This is a genomic window from Kordia sp. (assembly GCF_965283645.1).
GTDB lineage: Bacteria > Bacteroidota > Bacteroidia > Flavobacteriales > Flavobacteriaceae > Kordia.
In genome coordinates, this window is the sequence record NZ_CBDIPG010000001.1 from 2,459,753 (window position 1) to 2,479,139 (window position 19,387).

The window sequence follows — 19,387 nt, forward strand, 5'->3', positions numbered from 1 at the left end:
GGATTTTCTGGTTTCTCCTTTTTTAGGCTTAAATGCTTAGTTACCACACGGACCTCTATCGCATTGTGTTGGTCGCCATGAAGTACACCATTTTGATGGCTTACATGCTACTCCTGTTGGCACTGGCTCTGGACATGCTACAAAGAATGAAACTGATGTTTCTAGCATTCCTCCTGTGATACTAAAATTTGAAATACGTGTTTTATTCAACATCATTTTATGGAGTTTGATTTTCTTTTTTTTCATACTGTTTTCTGTTTAGTTAGTATTCCGTGAAGTGTTGCAACAGTTCAAATGTAGCCTAAGATATTTCCTCAAAAAAACAGTTGTTTTTGCTATTTATGAATTGCATCTATCAATTTATAAATTGCAAGATGCTTCCTTTTTACATTTTTTAATTGCACAGACACAACAACCATTTCCCATGAAAAAAGATTATATTTAGAAAACTAAACAGCTTTTCTAACTTTCTATTTTTTTCTTTATGCCTAACTATTGGTTTTTTACAGGAAAATATATTCTCGCTTTTTTACAGACTAAACGATTCTTTTTTTTGTCGTTTAGCCTGCTTATTTCAGGTTTTGTTTCTTCACAAAGTAGTACTGATTTTACGCTTTCTGATTCGCTTCAAGATGCATCATATGAAGTCATTCGTGCCTTACATGATAATTCGTCAAAAGATTCACTAAAACAGTTATCATATGCAACGTATTATCTGGCGAAAGCCAAAAAAGAAAAAGATAAACGCAACATGGCTGTCGGATACGAGTTGTTGGGCAATATTTTTAAAAGCGATCATGAAAAGCGTTTTGCCTTTTATGATAAAGGAATTGCCATTAGTAAAGATTTGAACGACAAGCGTTATCCTGCCATTTTATACACTTATAAAGGCGCGCTTTCTTATTTGAAAGGAAATTACAAAGTAGCGTTGGAAAACCATATGAAAGCATATGATTATGCAGAAAAAAATGACAATCGTGAATTGGTGTATGTGAATACGTATAATGTAGGCGTTTTGAAGAAGCGACTTGAGTTATACGAGGAAGCGTTGACTATTTTTAGAAAGTGTTATCAGTATGAATTGCATGATCCGGAACGTGATCCGGAAGATTTTATGCGTTCGCATTTGGCGTTGGCAGATGTTTTTACAGAGATGAAACAGATTGATTCTGCTACGAAGTATAATAGAGCTGGTATTGCCATTGCCAAACGCTATAAGAATAATGATGTGTATGACTTTTTTGTATTGAATAGCGGCATTAATTTTTTCCATAAGAAAGCCTATCAAACTGCAATTGACACTTTGGAAAAGACCATGAATATTATTGGTGAATATCCTGATAAGTTGCCTGTTATTAATGGTTATTTTCATTTAGGAAAGTCGTATGATTCGATTCAAAATAAGGAAAAAGCAATTTTTTATTATAAGAAAGTTGATTCTATTTTTTCCATGAATCCGAACCATATTTCTAGTGTTGTAATGGAAAATTACGAAGCATTGTATACGTATTACAGAGCACAGAATGATACCTCAAAAGAAGCGTTTTATATTGAGAAAGCGTTGTTTGCCTCAAGTCAGAGTAAAAGTGACTACAGAAGTTTGAGCTCTAAAATAACGAAAAAATTTGATCGGAGAGAGTTGCTTTCAAAGCAACATGAACTGAATGAAGAGTTGAAGAAGAAAGACAAAAAGTATCATACCGTTGTTATTGTTGCCTTGCTGTTGTCTGGAATTTTTATGTTGCTATTGATTGGATTTTATTTTAAACAGAAACGACTTCGTAAACATTTTCAGGAGTTTGTAAAAAATCATGAAAAATCAACAATAAAAACCAAAGTGATTGACTCGGACTTTATAGAAGATATTGGCGTACCAAAAGAGGTAATTGACAGCGTTTTGGATAAGTTGCATACTTTTGAAAATACATTCACTTTTATTGAACCTGATATTTCTTTGACGAATCTTGCGAAACGTTTTCAAACAAATTCTGCCTATTTATCCAAAGTGGTAAACACGTTTAAGAGTAAGAAATTTGCAGAGTACTTGAATGATTTACGAATTGATTACGCCATTGATAAGATACAAAATGACAAACATTTTTCATTGTACACTATTAAAGCTATTGCATTGGAAGTTGGCTTTAATAATTCGCAATCTTTTGCACGCGCTTTTAAGCGAAAAACCAAAATGCAACCTTCTGATTTTATTAAACAGACAAAAAACATAAACAACTAAAATTCAGTATTTTATGTTTTTCAAAATGATTGCAATTTATAAATTGCACTTAGTACTCTGAAAAACAACACATCAGTTTCTAAAACTTGTAGTAGCTTTAGAGTGAACCATAAATTTATTTGACCATGAAATTTAAAAAAACAGTTTTTCGTTTACACGTATTGAAGTCTAAAATTGCCAAAGTATCACATCAAAATCATTTGAAAGGTGGACTTTTACCATCCAGAAATTGTGAAGCTTCATACCCAAAATCATTACCAAATAATAAACACAATCAGTGTCATTCGGCAATACAAACCGTTTGTTAAAATTTGTAGAGACTTAGTATTACAAAAAATCCCAATCGTAATTGATTGGGATTTTTTATGAATTTACTTTTATTGTTTTACGCTTATAAAAGGTTAGCCATTATATTAAATAAGCTGGCTTTTGTTTTGAAGAATTTGTTTTCTAACTCAATTGCTTTTATTGTGTTTTCTATAAGTTTCGCTTCGCGCGAATTGACAAGGAATAACGAACTTTCTCCTAAGAAAAACTTACGTTCTTCCGCTTGTAACATCACTTGATAATCTGCAACCAATTCTTCCGTTAGTTGATTTTGCAATATGTACGATTCTATTTCTTGCGTTACCGCATCTATTTTGTTTTTGAGCGTTACACGTGTTGTTGACATTTCAAATTCTAAATCTTGTAGTTTTAGTTTTGCCAAGCGTAAATCTCCGCGTTCTTTTCGTAAGAATAACGGAAAACTTATGTTTACACCACTTTTATAGTTTGCCGAATTGAACGTTCCTATGTTGTCTGGCGTTTGCGATAGAAAGTTGTATTGCAAATCTATTTGCGGCAATAACATGTTTTGCTTTAAACGCCTGTTGAGCTGTAAACTTTCGTATTTAAAGTCTAACGAACGTAATTTTGGATGCGCATCTACATTAAAATCTTCATTATCAAACCCAGTTACTTGCAACACATCGTCAATACTTGCGACAGTTTCAACATCTGGCAGTATCGTTTCCTTTACTTCTACAGGTGTGTTATCATTCAACCATAAAAAATTTGACAATTCTAAGGTTGATTTCACATATGTAATACGTGCTTTTTCTAACGAAAGTTTTCTTGTGTTTAGCGTCAATCGCGCTTCTAACGTATCAATTGCAGCTCTTTCTCCTTCGCGGTAGCTTCTTTTTATTCCTTCAAAACGTATGCTTGCATTGGACAGAAACGAACTGTATACTTCTTTGTTTCTATAGGCTTTTAACCAATTAAAATACGTCAATGAAGCTTCGTATAGTATTTCGTTCACCAATAATTGTTGATCTGCTTTTGCTTGTTGTGTAAATAGTTTTGCTTGTTTTAGCATTGCCATTCGCTCATTAATCAGAAATCCTCTTGCTAACGAAATTGAAACTCCTGCGCTGTATAAACCGTCAGTTGGCACTGAAAATTCAGGATTTAGAAATTCGCCTGTATTTTCTTCAAAATTGGCTTTGAACTCAACGCCGTACCAAGTTGGAATTTTGAATGTAGCATTTAGCTTGTCGTAATATTCAGTGTTTTTGAATTTTTTACGATCGTAATCTACTTCCAATTTCGGATCAAACGCGCCACGCGCTTTTAATAGTTTTGCTTCACTTTCGTTGATAACTAAGTTGGCTTGTTTTACTATTGGATGGTATGTTTTTACATAACCCAAATATTCGTTCAATGTCATGATTGAATCTATTGAGTTTTGCGAACATAGTGTTCCGCTGAAAAGAAATACAATGAAATAAAAGTAATTTCTCATGGTATATTATTTCTTTTTTGTTTCTTTTTTGTCTGCTGGTTGATAGAAGTTTGGTGGAAAACTGTTTAATTGTCTCCAAAGTTCAAACCAAATTGGCACATCATCAAGCAATGCAATTGTTCTTGCTCCTGAACCAACTCTGATTGCTTTTGGCCATTCGTGATCGCTTTCATCTGGCGCTAACAATATTCTATATTTTCCATTGTCACTGATAAAGTTTTCAATGGCAACTACTTTTGCTCCATACGTTCCGTACGATACATTTGGCCATCCGCTGAATACAATTGCTGGCCAACCATCAAATTGTACACGTACTTTTTCACCAATGTGAAGTAATGGCAAGTCTATTGGACGCACAAAACTTTCTACTGCCAATTCATATTCAGCTGGCATAATTCCGACAAGTTTTTCACCTTCTTTAAATGTTTCTCCAATTCCGCCTTTTATAGCTTTATTAATAAAACCGTCTTGTGGCGCCAAAATGTAAAGCAAACCGTTTCGAACTTTATAATTCGTGTATTGATTCTCCAATTTCGTTACTTGCGCTTCCGTATCATATTGACTGGATTGTGCTGTAAACATATCACTTTGCGCTTTAGATATTTTATCAGCATACGTTGCTTCTGTTCGTGATAATTCTATTTTCGCATTGATTAACTCGTTTTTGTTTGCCAAGTATTTATTCTCTAAAGAAATGAGTTTTGCTTGTGTTTCTTGCAGTTTTAAACGTTTTTCTTCTACATCTTTCACCGCTTTTAAGCCTTCTTTTTGCAACGTTTCAATACGATCATATTGACGTTGTGCAATTTTTTCATTGATGCGTGCCGCTTCTACATCAATACTATCACCTTTTATTTTTAGTTTTGCTTGCAACAGTTTGTTTCCAGCCTGTTTTAACTTTAAGTTTCGCTCATTTTGCAAAGCAGCAACTTGTCTTTCCAACGCGCCTATTTTTCCTTTGTATGCTGTTACCGAAGATGACTTTGCTTTGATTTGATCGCCAGTACGTTCTACCAATTTATCATCAAAGTAATCACTTTTTATTTCTGATATTTTTAAAATTGTATCTCCTTTTCGAACCGAATCGCCTTCACGAACATACCATTTTTCAATACGCCCAGGAATTTGCGATTGAATGGTTTGCGGACGTTGACTAGGCGTTAACGTTGTTACTTGACCTTGTCCAGAAATATTTTGTGTCCACGGCAAGAATAATACAATAAGTCCGATGATTGCAAACGCTAATAAAAACTTATTAAACTGCTTGTAATATTCTTTTGTAAAAATCTTTTTACCAGATCTGAATTTGGTAAGATCGACTTTTTTATTGAGTTGATTATTAGATATGTTTAACATGCTTTTCGACTTTTAATTTCTCCTTTTTCTAGTGTTAATAGTCCGCCGCAACTTGTTTTCCAACGTTCGTTGCTACTAACAACAATTAATGCCCACGGGTTTGATGGATCTGTTAAGAAATCAATGATTTCATTACTTTCATCAACATTAAATTGATCTAATGGATCTTCTAGAACGAGTACTTTTGGCTTTTTAATGATTGCTCTTGCCAGTACTATTTTTTTAGAAATGTTATACGAAATTTGTTTTCCTTCCGGATTTAATACGGTTTTTAATCCTTTAGGTTGTTCTTTTATAAATTGTGTTAATCCTACTTTTTCAAGCGCCCAAAATATGGTTTCATCAGAAATATTTTCGTTTCCAAAAGATAAGTTTTCTCTAATGGTACCTTCAAATGGCGTTTCTTCTGAAAGTGATAATCCTAAATGCGATCTGTAATGATTTAGATGCAAGCTTTCCATCGAAAATTTATTCACAAATATGCTTCCTGCTGTTGGCGCTACAACTGCCGTTATTAATCGTAGTAAGCTTGATTTTCCAGAACCACTTTCACCTTGAATTAAAATTCTACTTTTTGGTGTTACAAGTAGTGATATATTTTTCAAAATTGGCTTTTCGCGATTTGAAACTTCATAGGAAACATTTTCTAATTCAATGGACATTCCTGCTTTAAAATCTGGCGCTTCTCCTTCTTGTAACTCTAACTCTTTATCAACTACTTGCCCTAGTTTTTCAATAGAAGTTAACACATCGTAGAATGACTCGAGTCCGACAATTAATTTTTCAACTGAAGCAATTACTAAAAGAATGATAATTTCTGCCGCGACAAATTGTCCAATGTTCATTTCTTGATTTAATACCAATGCACCACCAATTAATAATAAGGAAGCTGTTACCAATACTTTAAACGAGATCATTTGTATAAACTGCAATACCAATACTCGGAAATGACTTTCTCGTGCTTTTAAATATTCTTCAACTAAAACATCATTTTTTTTGAGTGCTAAATTGGTATTTCCAGATAATTTGAAACTTACCATGGTTCGTGCTACTTCCTGAATCCAGTGTGCAACTTTATACTTGTGTTTTGACTCGTCTAAACTTGTCTGCAAACCTTTTTGAGCTGTGAATTTAAATACAACATAGATTAAGACTATCAATAAAATTCCGAAAATGATAAAAAATGGATGATAGAATGATAATAAAATTAATGCAAAAAGAATTTGTAGCAATGCAGAAGGCACATCAATTAATATTTTTGAGAGTCCTTTTTGAATTGTTAAGGTATCAAAAAATCGATTTGCTAGTTCTGGTGGGTAATAGTTACGCAGTTCGTTCATCTTAATTTTTGGAAAACGATAACTCAACTCAAAAGAAGCACGCATAAAAATTCGTTGCTGAATGGTTTCTATGATTCGCAATTGCATTAATTGTAGTGCGCCGGAGAAAACAACGCCTAACGTTACCAAGATAACTAATACAATCCATGAAGTTGAAATTTGCGCTCCTTGTATTAAGTTGATAATTGATTGAATTCCAAGCGGTAATGATAAAGCTACAATTCCAGCAAAAATGGCATAGTACAATATTTGAAAAATATCTTTTTTCTCTAATTGTAGTAAGCCAACAAAACGTTGCCAAGGTGATAATTGGTTATTTTCCATGTTTTATATTAAAAACGTTAATTTTTGTTTTGAAAAACTCGTTATAAATTCTTCTCCACATGCTATCTTAATATTTACGAACGCAAATATAATAGTAATACTATTAACTTAGCATATGAAAGTATTATTATTAACATTAAAATAATTTATGCTATTGATTAACAATAGCTTATTGAATTTTTAGTGTGTAAAATTTTAACATATTAAGGCTATAAAAAACAAAAATGCTACTGATTTACATCAAATATCTTTTAAATATTTGATTTTTAACTATTTAAATTAAGAATAATAAATTACTTTCAAATTAGATTGCGTTTTATATTGAAACAATAAGGCAAATGTAGTTAGAAAGTTCAACATAAACTTCTCGTCCTACTTTGGTAAATCTCAATATATTACATATAAAAAAAGCTCCTTTCGTAGTTGAAAGGAGCTTTCTGTTGGCCTACTAGGGCTTATTTCGGCGAAAGCTCAACATAAACTTCTCGCCCTACTTTGGTAAATCTCAATATATTACATACTAAAAAAGCTCCTTTCGTAGTTGAAAGGAGCTTTCTGTTGGCCTACTAGGGCTCGAACCTAGACTCTTCTGGACCAAAACCAGACGTGTTGCCAGTTACACCATAGGCCAATGCTGTAATGCGGATGCAAATTTAAAACAAAGTTTGAAACAAGCAAATATTTTAATTATTTATTTTCAAGAAAAATGATTCTTAAGCTTTTCCAAAAAATTAGACTTGTTATATGATAAATTCTTAAATTCGCCGTTAGTCTTAATTAAATGCATATTCATGACTTCTTTAAACTTTAAAAAATGGAACACCATCTTAGGATGGGGAGTTTTTTTAATTGCGCTACTAACTTTTAGTCTGACTGTTGAACCTACAGCAAGTTACTGGGATTGTGCAGAATATATTAGTACTGCCGCAAAGCTTCAAGTTGGTCATCCACCAGGAGCACCATTCTATCAAATGATGGGTGCTGTATTTGGAACTTTTGCTTCAGGTCCAGAACAAGTTGCCATAATGGTCAACTATTTATCAGTGTTTTCTAGTGCCTTTACTATTTTATTTATGTTTTGGTCAATTACCAATTTGGTCAAAAAGGTTGCTTTGAAGAAACCTGACGGACAAAATGAAGAAGTAGAATTTACATTTGGAAAACAAATTGCTGTACTTGGAAGCGGATTAGTAGGCTCATTAGCGTTTACGTTTTCAGATAGTTTCTGGTTTAGCGCTGTTGAAGCCGAAGTATACGCAATGGCAGCATGCTTAATGTCCGTTCTATTTTGGATGGTTTTACGTTGGGCAGACGAAATGCATAAACCAAGAGGCGATCGCTGGCTCGTTTTAATTTCTTTAGTTATTGGATTGGCGTTTGGTGTACATTTAATGGGATTACTAACAATTCCTGCATTGGGAATGATTTATTATTTCAAGAATTACGAAAAGGTAACAGTTCTAGGATTCATCTTAGCAAATGTAATTTCAATAGCCGTTTTATTTTTTGTGTTTAAATTTATTCCACCAACAACATTGAGTATTTTCTGGAATATGGAAGTATTTTTTGTAAATACGTTTGGAGCGCCTTTTAATACAGGTTATATTTTTGCAGGCTTGTCATTTATTGCAGTTTTCTACTTTGCTATTAAGTACACAAAAAAGAAAAATTACCGCTTGTTAAACACAATCACACTTTGTTTGGCTTTCATTTTAATGGGATTCTCAACATGGTTGATGATTCCTATTCGTGCAAACTCTGACATTGTGGTAAACGAAAACCAACCTTCTAATGCACATTTACTTTTAGCATATTATAATTTAGAACAATATCCTGAAACACATGTCCTTTATGGACCAATGTACACGGATATTTATGGAGGATTGGACGCGGAACAACCATATGTTGATGATAAACCACGCTATGAAAAAGATATCGCTTTAGATAAATATGTAGTTGTAAATACATGGAAAGGGGCAAAACAGAATTCGGACAGTAACCACAGAGGTTTTTTACCAAGAATGTGGAGTTCTGATCATGCTGTGAATTATATGGAATACACAGGATTGTTAGATTTTGATATAAAGTCTAAATATCGCAGTGATAAAGAAATTGTAAGTATTATCAATGATTTCAAAATGAGAGCGAAAAATGGTGAGATTTACGCAGATGATTTTGAAAAACATATTAAAAGAATTCGTGAATATATTATTGTAAAACCACCAACTTTTGGGCAAAATTTATATTACATGCTCAATTATCAAATGGGCTATATGTACTGGCGCTATTTTATGTGGAATTTTGCTGGTAGACAAGATGATATTCAAGGAAAAATGGACAATCATGGTAATTGGATTAGCGGAATTGGGTTTATTGATGAAATGCATTTAGGCGCTTCACAAGACAATTTACCATCAGATGTTTTAAATAACAAAGCAAGAAATACATATTTCTTCTTACCACTAATTTTAGGAATCTTAGGGTTTGTATTTTTATTACTACGAGCACCGAAACAATTTTGGGTGTTGCTCATATTCTTCCTATTTACCGGATTAGCTTTAAAAGTATTTTTGAGTGAACGACCTTTTGAACCAAGAGAACGTGATTATGCACTGGTAGGCTCATTCTATGTATTTGCTATTTGGATTGGTTATGGAGTTTATGCACTTTTCGATTCGTTACGCGAATATGTTGATGGAAAAATTGCCGCTGGAGCTATAACCATTGTTACTTTATTTGCTGTTCCATTATTAATGGCTTCTCAAAACTGGGATGATCATGACAGATCAAATCGTTATACAGCACAATCGACCGCAAAAGCATACTTAAATTCTATGGAAGAAGATGTTGGCGCTATGGTTTTCACTATTGGAGACAACGATTCGTTTGCACTTTGGTACGCACAAAGTGTTGAAGGTTACAGAACAGATGTTAGAACCATAAACACAAGTCTTCTGGGGACGGATTGGTACATTGATCAAATGAAGAAAAAAGCATTTGATAGTGAAGCAGTTCCTTCAGAAATGACACATGATAAGTACAAACACGGAACGCGTAATTATGTTCGTTATGAACGTCATCCTGCGGTTTCTGATAGTACAGTTTGGGAACTAGATCGATTTATGGACTGGGTTTTAAGCGATCGTAAAGAAACGAAATACGGCTATTTAATTGATCAAGTATATGAAGTAGAAGATCAAAATATTCCGCAAAGTCAACGAAATATTATTTATTATCCAGTAAATAAAGTTCGTGTTCCTGTGAATAAAGAAAATGCCGCAAAATATGTAGATCCAAAAGATAGACATCTAATAGTTGATTATATCGATATTGAATTGCCACAAACTGCATTGTACAAGAATAATTTAATGATGTTAGACATCTTGAATCAAAACGATTGGAAACGTCCAATTTACTTTACAGGTGGAAGTTTTGACAAAGCAGAATACATTTGGATGAAAGATTATTTACAGCTTGACGGATTGGTACTAAAGCTAATTCCTATCAAAACTAAAAATGCTAGCGAATATGAATTAGGACGTGTGAATAGCGAATTAATGTATAAAAATGTAATGACTTGGGATTGGGGAAATGCTGATAGTGATGACATTTATCATGATCCACAAACACGTAGACAAAGTATTTCATACCGATCTAATTTGGCAAAACTAGTAGAACAGTTAATCAAAGAAGGTAAAAATGACAAAGCTGAAACCATCATTGATTTAGCATTAGAAAAAATGCCAATTAAGTATTTTGGATATTATATTTTTACAGAACCTTTTATTGATGGCTATTTCAAAATAGGCAAAACAGAAAAAGGAATGGCTGTTTACAATGAAGTAAAAACTAAATACATTGAATATTTAGATTATTACAAAAGTGTAAAAAGGAGCCAACAATATGACGACATTGAAGACATTTATCAATATTTAGAAAAATATAAAAGTCTTGTCAGTATTTTAGATGCAAACGATCAAAAAGCAGCATTAGAAAAAGAACGAATGCTTTTCCAAAATTATGTTGAGCAATTCAAACATCTTTTTGGTGCTGAAGATGCTGAATAATCTTTATATAGCATGAAATTATATACAGTAAAAACTCCCAAACTAGTGAAATCTTTATTTCCACAACTAGTTTGGGAGTTTTCTGTTGCTACAAAAACTATTTACCTAACTTTCGATGACGGACCAATTCCTGAAGTTACACCGTGGGTTTTAGAACAACTCGCACAGTATACTGCTAAAGCTACGTTTTTCTGTATTGGTGATAATGTGAAAAAATATCCTAAAATTTATAATGATATTATTCAACAAGGACATGCAGTTGGCAATCACACACAACAGCATGTAAACGCTTGGAAGGTTTCTAACGAATTATATATTTCTGATAGCATACATTGTGATGAAACGTTTAAAACTGTCTTAAAATCATCAAAAAGAACGACTACAAAACTATTTCGTCCTCCATATGGAAAAATAACACCTCATCTCGCAAGAAAACTTCGAGAACTTGGATATAGTATTATAATGTGGAATGTGTTAAGTGGCGATTTTGACACAGAATTGTCTCCAGAAAAATGTTTATCAAATGTTCTTGATCATACTGAAGCAGGAAGTATTGTTGTATTTCACGATAGCATAAAAGCACAAGAAAAGATACGCTATGCGTTACCAAAAGTATTGGCTCACTTTAGCAATTTAGGATATACTTTTGACAGTATTTCTATTTAGACGTGTTCGGTAATTAACCCAATAAGTGTATTTGCATCTTGCTCTCCACTTTGTCTCCAAACCATTTCTCCACCTTTGTAAATCATCAGTGTTGGCAAGCCTTTCACACGAAGTGCTTCTGCTAATTCCTTATTTTTATCAACGTCTATTTTAATAACTTTGGCGCTATCGCCAATAGCAGCCGCAACATCTCTCAATACGGGATGCATAGCTTTTGACTGCTCGTTCCATTCTGTATAAAAATCTAACAGAATTGGAATATCTGCACTAATTAATTCACCAAATTTTGACATAAGCGAATGTTTTTATTTTTATAGAATTGCTATTTTTTTAACGAAAAACATAGCAGTTCAGTACTACAAATGTACTATTTTCTAGCAATTAAGCTATTTTCTTGCGTTTTTTAAGCTCTATCACGGTAATTTCTGGCCATATTCCAACACGCCCAGGAAACGCCAATACGCCAAATCCACGGTTTACATGCAGGTATTTTCCAGCTTCTTCATACAATCCAGCCCAACGCGGATATCTATATTTTACAGGACTCCATTTGATATTCAAGAATGGAATTTCTATTCCAAACTGCATTCCATGTGTATGACCTGCTAATGTGAGTTGTATCTTTTTTTCAAAATCGAGAATATTTGTCTCATCCGTTACAACTGCTGGATCTTTTTTCTCTTTTTCGCGAATTTCCATCTCTTTGTAATCAAAATGAGAAGGATCATGCGATAGTAAAATATTAAATTCTCCGTCAACAACGCCTTCCGTAGCTTTTTTCAAACTTCCTCTTTTTGGAAAATGACGTGAAGCTCCCCAATTTTCAACACCAAGTATGTTTAGTTTCTGACCGTTACGTTCCAACGTTCTTTTTTCATTCAATAATAGATTGAAACCTATATCCTTGTGAACTTTTTCTATTTTTTGGTGATTGCCATCAATTTCTGCTTGTGTACGATAGGCATAATATCCGTAATCATGATTTCCTAATATAGAATACATTCCGTCTTTGGCTTCCATGCGTTTAAATGTGTCAATCCACGGATACATTTCTTCAGCTACCGCATTTACAATATCTCCTGTAAAGAGAATAACATCACTTTTTTGCTCATTGATTAAGTCAACGGCATATTCAATTTTCTCTTTATTATCAAAGCTTCCTGAATGAATATCTGAAATCTGTGTAAGCCTATAACCATCAAATTCATCTGGTAAATCATCAAAAAACATGGTGTGTTTTATCACTCTGTAATTATATCTTCCTTGAAATATTCCATATAAAAATCCTGCAAATGGTATCGCGGCAATTCCTAATGCTAGTTGACTTATGAATTTTCTTCTTGCTGGAATTGCTTCTCCAACGGTCATTCCACTATGTTGAAAGTAATTGAATAACGACGCAAAGAATCGGAAGATATCTTCTATAAATAATATGATGAGTATAAACAGTTTCGGGACTAAAAATGTAAGTCCTAGAGCAATTGCATATCCTGTGGATAAACTAAAGCGACCTTCACGTTGTGTAATGCTCATTTGATAGAAAAATATTCCATAAATGGCAACCGTTACAATCCAAAAACCAATAAGTACTATTTTATTGCTTGTTAAGGTTCGAACTGAGGAAAATGTATATAGTTCTAGAAAAAGAACGATGGCGATGAGGATAATAAATCTCATTAGATTTTAATATTTTAACAAATTTACCTTTAATCTGTAAATAGATTTTACGATTTACAGGAATTTTAACACTTCATGGTGTTGAAATAGTATGAATTAAAAAACTCCCGAATGATTTCGAGAGTTTTTCTATCTATAATTTATTGTAAATTAGGAATATCGTCAGGTGTGAAATCATACAACTCATTAGATTCTTCCTCTTTTAGTTTTTTAACTAAATCTAATGCATCAGGAACAACATCACTACACAATACAATGAGTGAACCTTGTTTTGCATTTTTAACCGCATGTAAAATAGCTTCACTTTCAGATGGAATGATCGTTGTTTTCTTATTTGGATCGTGCATTTTGATTCCGTCATCCAACATTTTGATCAATTCTTCTTCTGTTTTTCCGCGCAAGCGTTTGTCTTGTCTAATAATTACTTCATCAAACATTTCTGCGGCAATTCCGCCCATTTCGTTGTTATCTTCAACTCTTCGATCTCCAATTCCTGCAATAATTCCAATTTTTATAGAAGCTTCTATATTGTCTACAAATTGTTTTAATGCGCGCATTCCTGCAGGATTGTGTGCATAATCAACTAAGATTTGGAAGTTTTTAAATTTGAATAAGTTTAAACGTCCTGGTGTTTGTGATGCAGATGGAATAAACGTTTCCAAAGCGGCACGCATATCTTCCAATGTAAATCCTTTTAAATATGCTGTTATAACTGCTGGCAATACATTCTGAATCATAAATGTAGCTTTTCCTCCAAAAGTTAATGGAACATTTACAGCTTTGATCACACGCATTTTCCATTCGCCTCTACATAAGGTAATGTACCCATTTTCATAGATTGCCGAAATACCACCACGTTTTTGCATGGCTTTAATTCTTGGATTGTTTTCGTCAAGCGAGAATAGTGCCACGTTGCAGTCAACATTTTTACGCATTGCATATACCAAATCATCATCAGCATTCAAAATTGTTGTTCCATCTGGTAAAACCGTTTCTGGAATGACGCCTTTTACTTTTGCTAATTGTTCTACAGTATGAATTCCTTTTAATCCTAAATGATCTGCGGCAACATTTGTTACAATACCAATATCACAGTTTTTAAATCCTAAACCAGCTCGCAATAATCCGCCACGTGCACACTCTAGTACAGCAAAGTTTACTGTTGGATCTTTTAGTACAAATTCAGTACTTGACGGACCTGTACAATCACCTGTCATTAACAATCGGTTTTGAATGTATACGCCATCACTTGTGGTATATCCAACTTTATATCCTTTCATTTTTGCCATGTGCGCAATCAAACGTGTTGTCGTCGTTTTACCGTTTGTTCCTGTGATTGCTATAATTGGAATGCGTGAAGTTGATCCTGGAGGAAATAACTTGTCAATTACTGGTGCCGCAACATTTCTTGGCAATCCTTCCGTTGGCGCTAAGTGCATACGGAATCCTGGTCCAGCATTTACTTCTAACACAGCACCGCCAGTTTCTGATAATGGTTTGCTTATATCAGAAGTCATGACATCAATTCCACAAATATCTAAATCAATAATTTTAGAAATTCGTTCTGCCATAAATACATTTGCAGGATGTACAATATCAGTTACATCTTCGGCAGTTCCTCCTGTACTTAGGTTTGCCGTATCTTTTAAAATCATCACTTCATCTTTTTCCAAGACAGTTTCAAGTGTATATCCTTTTGCGGCAATTAGTGTAAGTGAAAGATCGTTGATTTTAATCATGGTTAAGACTTCTTCGTGTCCATACCCACGACGCGGATCTTTATTTACTTCGTCTACTAATTCTTGAATGGTAGATGTTCCATCTCCAACAACATGTGCGGGCGTTCTTTTAGCCGCGGCTACTAATACATTATTTATTACTAGTAAACGATAATCGTCTCCAGTTATATATTTTTCTATAATTACAGATCGCGAAATTTCTTGTGCGGCTTTAAACGCTACCAAAGCATCTTCATAATTGTTGATATCTACTGTAATTCCTCTTCCGTGATTTCCGTTAACAGGTTTTACAACTAAAGGATAACCAACATAACGACAGGCTTCTTCTAAACTGCGTTCTCTACGAATAATTTCGCCACGTGGCACTTGTACTTCTGCTTGTTCTAATAAGTATTTTGTATCTTCTTTATCGCATGCAATTTCAACTCCTATATTACTCGTTTCACTTGTTACAGTTGCCTGAATTCGTTTTTGATTTGCACCATATCCTAATTGACATAGTGAATATTTGTTTAAGCGAATCCAAGGAATTCCTCTACTTACTGCTTCCTCTACTATAGATCCTGTGCTTGGCCCAAGACGTTCTTCTTCACGAATTTCGCGCATTTCCTGAATGTCTTCTGATAAATCATATGTTTCTCCAGAAATTAATGCTTCACAAATACGAACGGCGGCTTTTGCGGCATAGCGTCCAACTTTTTCTTCCATATAGGAAAAAACTACATTGTAAACACCTTCTTCACCATATCCGCGAGTTCTTCCAAAACCCGTATCCATTCCCGCCAAGGTTTGTATTTCTAATGCAATGTGCTCAATAACGTGTCCCATCCAAGTTCCATCGTCTACACGCATAAAAAATCCACCTTCGCAACCTTCAGAACATCTATGTGAATACATGGAAGGAAACATAGCTTTTAACCGATCTCCAAAACCATCAACTTTATTCGTTGGAGATTCTTCCATTTCTTGCAGGTCTAAAACCATTACGATAAGCTTATGTCTTCTTACTGACCAATAATTTGGTCCTCGCATTGCATTTATACTTCTTATTTCCATGTGTTGTTTGGTTTGCTTGGTTGGTTATTTCTTGTTATTCATAACAAGTTAAGCCTAAATATAGAAAAATTTCACAGATTTCTAAGTCCTTTTACAGATTCTATGAGGTTAGATTAAGATTACGCTAAAAATAGGGCAACAGATAGAAATTTATTTTACTTTTGCAATCACAAAAAAATCACAAGAACATGTTGCAGGTTAAAGGAACTTTAATTCCCATTGGTGGAAATGAAGATAAAGGAGATGATGACGAAGAAATGTACGCGCTAGAGTTTATTGATGATGGAATTTTATTTCACGTTGTCAAAGAAGCTGGAGGTGTTGATGCAAAAATTGTGGTAATTCCAACGGCTTCTAGTATTCCTGTTGAAGTTGGAGAAAATTATGTAGATGCTTTCCAAAAATTAGGATGCACAGATATTACCGTTTTAGATATTAGAAGTACGGAAGATTCAGAAAAAGAATCGTCTATTGAATTGATCAAAAATGCTGATTGTATTATGTTTTCTGGTGGAGATCAATCTAAAATTACAAATAAAATTGGCGGAACAACGATTCATACTATTTTAGCCGATCGTTACCAAAATGAAGAAGGTTTTGTAATTGCTGGGACAAGTGCAGGCGCTATGGTAATGGCAAACGAAATGATTGCTGGCGGAAGTGCTTCCGAAGCGTTTATTAAAGGCGCTGTGACGATGTATAAAGGGTTAAGCTTGATTCCAGAATTGATTGTAGACACACATTTTATTCGTAGAGGTCGTTTTGGAAGACAATCAGAAGCGGTAGCAAAATTTCCTAATTTGATCGGAATTGGATTGGCAGAAGACACTGGAATGATTATTAAAAACGGAAACGATTGTACGGTAATTGGTTCGGGAATGGTAATTGTATTTGATGGAGCTACGTTGACGCATAATAACGAAAAAGTATTGAAAGAAGGAACACCAATGACAATGGCAAACCTTACAATTCATGTACTATCGAATGGTGATCAGTTTGATATTAAAAATCGTAAAGTTTCTGTTTTACCGATTGAAGCACCTTTTATATAAAGAGATATTAGATCGTTTTATTTCGACTTCACTCAATGTGAACACTTTTAGCCTTTTCTTGCTAAGGTTGAATTTCTTAGGTTGATAGATTTTTTTGTCACTCCTATGGAGACAGGAATCTATTATCGAATTTTCTATTCTATGCCATGCTGAACTAGTTACTCAGTATATTGAAGTACAGCATCTCACAATAAGCTATTTATAAATAGAAACCGCTTCCGTTCCATTTGAAGATTTACATGCTCGGTACATTCCTTCGGTATTGAAAGGCATTGCAATGTTTCCGTTGGCGTCCACTGCAATTAATCCACCGTCGCCACCGAGTTTTAAAATGCGTTCATTGATAACAACATCAGCCGCTTTTTCAAGTGAATATTCTTTGTACTCCATTAAACTTGAAACATCATACGCCACAACACCACGAATAAAGTATTCGCCACTTCCTGTACACGATACGGCACATGTTTCGTTGTTTGCATAGTTTCCAGCACCAATCATTGGAGAATCGCCAACACGACCAAAACGTTTGTTGGTCATTCCGCCTGTAGAAGTTGCCGCCGCAATGTTTCCATCTTTATCGCAGGCAACTGCACCAACAGTTCCAAATTTTGAATCTTTTTTTAGGGAATGATCTAGTTGAAAACTATCTGTTCCTTTTATTTCTTGCCATTGATTGTAGCGTAATTCATCGTAAAAATACGATGGATCTTCTAATTCATAGTCGTGCATTTTTGCAAAATACATTGCGCCTTCTCCTGCCATAAATACATGCTCACTTTTGTCCATTACGTCACGTGCCAACGAAACAGGATTTTTGATTCCTGTAATTAGTGAAACGGCACCTGCATTTAAATTCTTTCCTTCCATGATGGCCGCGTCCATTTCGTGTGTTCCTTCCGCTGTAAACACACTTCCTTTTCCCGCATTGAACAAGTGTGAATCTTCTAATAACTTCACCGCTTCTTCTACAGCTTCAACCGAAGATTTTCCTGCGTCTAGCAACTTGTAACCTGCATCTAATGCTTTTTGCAAAGCGGCTTTGTATTCCGCTTCCAATTGCGGTGTCATCATTCCTTTGACTAAAGTTCCTGCGCCACCGTGAATGGCAATTGAGATCGTTTGCATTTCGCTTTTTATTTGATTGCGTAAAATTACAAAATTGTCCTCATTAAAATTGTAGAAGTGATATCAAATTATTGTAATGTAGCTTTTATTGATTGTGTGTAGATAAAAAATAATTCCCCCGAATTCGAGGGAATTTATAAAAAACTATTTTTTCTACTAATTCGGTTGTACTCTATCAATATCGGCAACTTCTTGCGCTCCGCCATTGATAGCGTTCATTTGTTCTTTGTTGAGTTTTTTAAATTTTTCTAACATCGTAAGTGATTTTAAAGTTAATGTTGCTCTAATTTATACATAAAATCAACAGGAACAGAAAAAATTACGACCGATAAAGTAGATTGGGAATCTTTTCTTTAATTTAATGTATCAGCATTTCCACATTCAAGATCAGAATAAAAACAAACGAAATTAGTGTTTGGAGAACATGTTGCATTTTTATCTGTTACTTCGCAGACAGTATCCAGAGAATGGAAACATCCAACCAATTCCGTGAAGTTTACACATTCTACGTTGTAAGTAAAGTCAACAGTACAAGTTAAGTTTACTGAATTTGGACCTTGCCCCTTAATAGTAGAGAATGACAGATTAGAAATGGATTTTTTGTTAAGGCTTAACGATTTAAGATTTCTTTTTTTCATGATTTAAAATTTTAAAGTTAATTACAGTATAGAACAACTAACATACCAATATTATGACATAAAAAACTTAATATTATCGTAATTTAAGTAATAGTATACTGTAATTAAATTCATAATTATATATGAAAGCATCTTACAAATAAGCGCTTTATTTGATAATAGATCATTTAGAAAAACCAAGATTCATTTTAAAAAAGGTAATGAATATAGTTAGGATTGCATCCATAAAAGAGTGTCAGTAGCGAAGTCTGAATTAATGATATGAAAGTAAAACAGAGAGAATTAAAAACAGTCGTTTTTTTAATAATTTCATGTTGTAAAATAA

15 protein-coding genes and 1 tRNA gene are annotated in these 19,387 nt (G+C 33.9%); 5 read left to right on the forward strand and 11 right to left on the reverse strand.

Features of this window, described 5'->3' with window-relative positions:
- Positions 1–36: 36 nt before the first annotated feature.
- Positions 37–246 carry a hypothetical protein gene (locus ACQ654_RS10850; protein ID WP_430410350.1) on the reverse strand — a complete coding sequence of 70 codons (210 nt, stop codon included), beginning with the start codon at positions 244–246 and terminating at the stop codon, positions 37–39.
- Between the two features lie 307 nt (positions 247–553).
- Between ACQ654_RS10850 and ACQ654_RS10855 the strand changes: the two genes are divergently transcribed.
- Both ACQ654_RS10855 and ACQ654_RS10860 read left to right on the forward strand, forming a co-directional pair.
- Positions 554–2,236, forward strand: a complete 1,683-nt coding sequence (locus ACQ654_RS10855; protein WP_430410351.1) for a helix-turn-helix domain-containing protein — start codon at positions 554–556, stop codon at positions 2,234–2,236.
- A 125-nt stretch (positions 2,237–2,361) separates the two neighbouring features.
- Positions 2,362–2,544: a hypothetical protein gene (locus ACQ654_RS10860; protein ID WP_430410352.1), complete on the forward strand. Its 183-nt coding sequence runs from the start codon at positions 2,362–2,364 to the stop codon at positions 2,542–2,544.
- 83 nt (positions 2,545–2,627) lie between these two features.
- Here ACQ654_RS10860 and ACQ654_RS10865 read toward each other — a convergent pair whose 3' ends face one another.
- The 4 genes from ACQ654_RS10865 to ACQ654_RS10880 all read right to left on the reverse strand — a co-directional run bounded on the left by ACQ654_RS10865 (position 2,628) and on the right by ACQ654_RS10880 (position 7,673).
- Positions 2,628–4,022, reverse strand: coding sequence for a TolC family protein (locus tag ACQ654_RS10865; RefSeq protein WP_430410353.1), 1,395 nt, complete (start codon positions 4,020–4,022; stop codon positions 2,628–2,630).
- A gap of 6 nt (positions 4,023–4,028) precedes the next feature.
- The gene (locus ACQ654_RS10870; RefSeq protein ID WP_430410354.1) at positions 4,029–5,378 is read right to left on the reverse strand and encodes an HlyD family secretion protein; all 1,350 of its coding nucleotides are present in this window, start codon (positions 5,376–5,378) and stop codon (positions 4,029–4,031) included.
- Positions 5,372–7,042, reverse strand: a complete 1,671-nt coding sequence (locus tag ACQ654_RS10875) for a peptidase domain-containing ABC transporter (protein ID WP_430410355.1) — start codon at positions 7,040–7,042, stop codon at positions 5,372–5,374. The genes ACQ654_RS10870 and ACQ654_RS10875 overlap by 7 nt, the downstream gene beginning before the upstream one ends.
- Positions 7,043–7,600: 558 nt before the next feature.
- Positions 7,601–7,673 (reverse strand) — tRNA-Gln (locus ACQ654_RS10880).
- Positions 7,674–7,833: 160 nt separating this feature from the next.
- Between ACQ654_RS10880 and ACQ654_RS10885 the strand changes: the two genes are divergently transcribed.
- Together ACQ654_RS10885 and ACQ654_RS10890 are read left to right on the forward strand one after the other, a co-directional pair.
- A complete protein-coding gene (locus ACQ654_RS10885; protein ID WP_430410356.1) occupies positions 7,834–11,109 on the forward strand; it encodes a DUF2723 domain-containing protein in 3,276 nt (1,091 codons plus the stop codon).
- A 12-nt stretch (positions 11,110–11,121) separates the two neighbouring features.
- Positions 11,122–11,775: a polysaccharide deacetylase family protein gene (locus tag ACQ654_RS10890; RefSeq protein WP_430410357.1), complete on the forward strand. Its 654-nt coding sequence runs from the start codon at positions 11,122–11,124 to the stop codon at positions 11,773–11,775.
- Here the strand turns inward: ACQ654_RS10890 and ACQ654_RS10895 are convergent.
- From ACQ654_RS10895 to cphA, 3 genes are all read right to left on the reverse strand, one after another.
- Entirely contained in the window at positions 11,772–12,068 is a 297-nt protein-coding gene (locus ACQ654_RS10895; RefSeq protein WP_430410358.1) for a thioredoxin family protein, read from the reverse strand. The two genes, ACQ654_RS10890 and ACQ654_RS10895, sit on opposite strands and share 4 nt — an antisense overlap.
- 88 nt (positions 12,069–12,156) lie before the next feature.
- On the reverse strand, positions 12,157–13,452 hold the full coding sequence (locus ACQ654_RS10900) for a metallophosphoesterase (protein WP_430410359.1): 1,296 nt from the start codon (positions 13,450–13,452) through the stop codon (positions 12,157–12,159).
- 140 nt (positions 13,453–13,592) lie between these two features.
- Positions 13,593–16,247: a cyanophycin synthetase gene (cphA, locus tag ACQ654_RS10905; protein WP_430410360.1), complete on the reverse strand. Its 2,655-nt coding sequence runs from the start codon at positions 16,245–16,247 to the stop codon at positions 13,593–13,595.
- 188 nt (positions 16,248–16,435) lie between these two features.
- Here cphA and ACQ654_RS10910 point away from each other — a divergent pair, with 188 nt between their 5' ends.
- Complete coding sequence (locus ACQ654_RS10910; protein WP_430410361.1) at positions 16,436–17,299, forward strand: cyanophycinase; 864 nt, start codon at positions 16,436–16,438, stop codon at positions 17,297–17,299.
- Positions 17,300–17,494: 195 nt separating this feature from the next.
- Here ACQ654_RS10910 and ACQ654_RS10915 read toward each other — a convergent pair whose 3' ends face one another.
- The 3 genes from ACQ654_RS10915 to ACQ654_RS10925 all read right to left on the reverse strand — a co-directional run bounded on the left by ACQ654_RS10915 (position 17,495) and on the right by ACQ654_RS10925 (position 19,062).
- Complete coding sequence (locus ACQ654_RS10915; RefSeq protein WP_430410362.1) at positions 17,495–18,424, reverse strand: isoaspartyl peptidase/L-asparaginase family protein; 930 nt, start codon at positions 18,422–18,424, stop codon at positions 17,495–17,497.
- 156 nt (positions 18,425–18,580) lie between these two features.
- Complete coding sequence (locus ACQ654_RS10920; protein WP_430410363.1) at positions 18,581–18,679, reverse strand: bacteriocin; 99 nt, start codon at positions 18,677–18,679, stop codon at positions 18,581–18,583.
- Positions 18,680–18,777: 98 nt separating this feature from the next.
- Positions 18,778–19,062 (reverse strand): hypothetical protein, encoded by a 285-nt coding sequence (locus ACQ654_RS10925; RefSeq protein ID WP_430410364.1) that lies wholly within the window; start codon positions 19,060–19,062, stop codon positions 18,778–18,780.
- Positions 19,063–19,387: the final 325 nt, after the last annotated feature.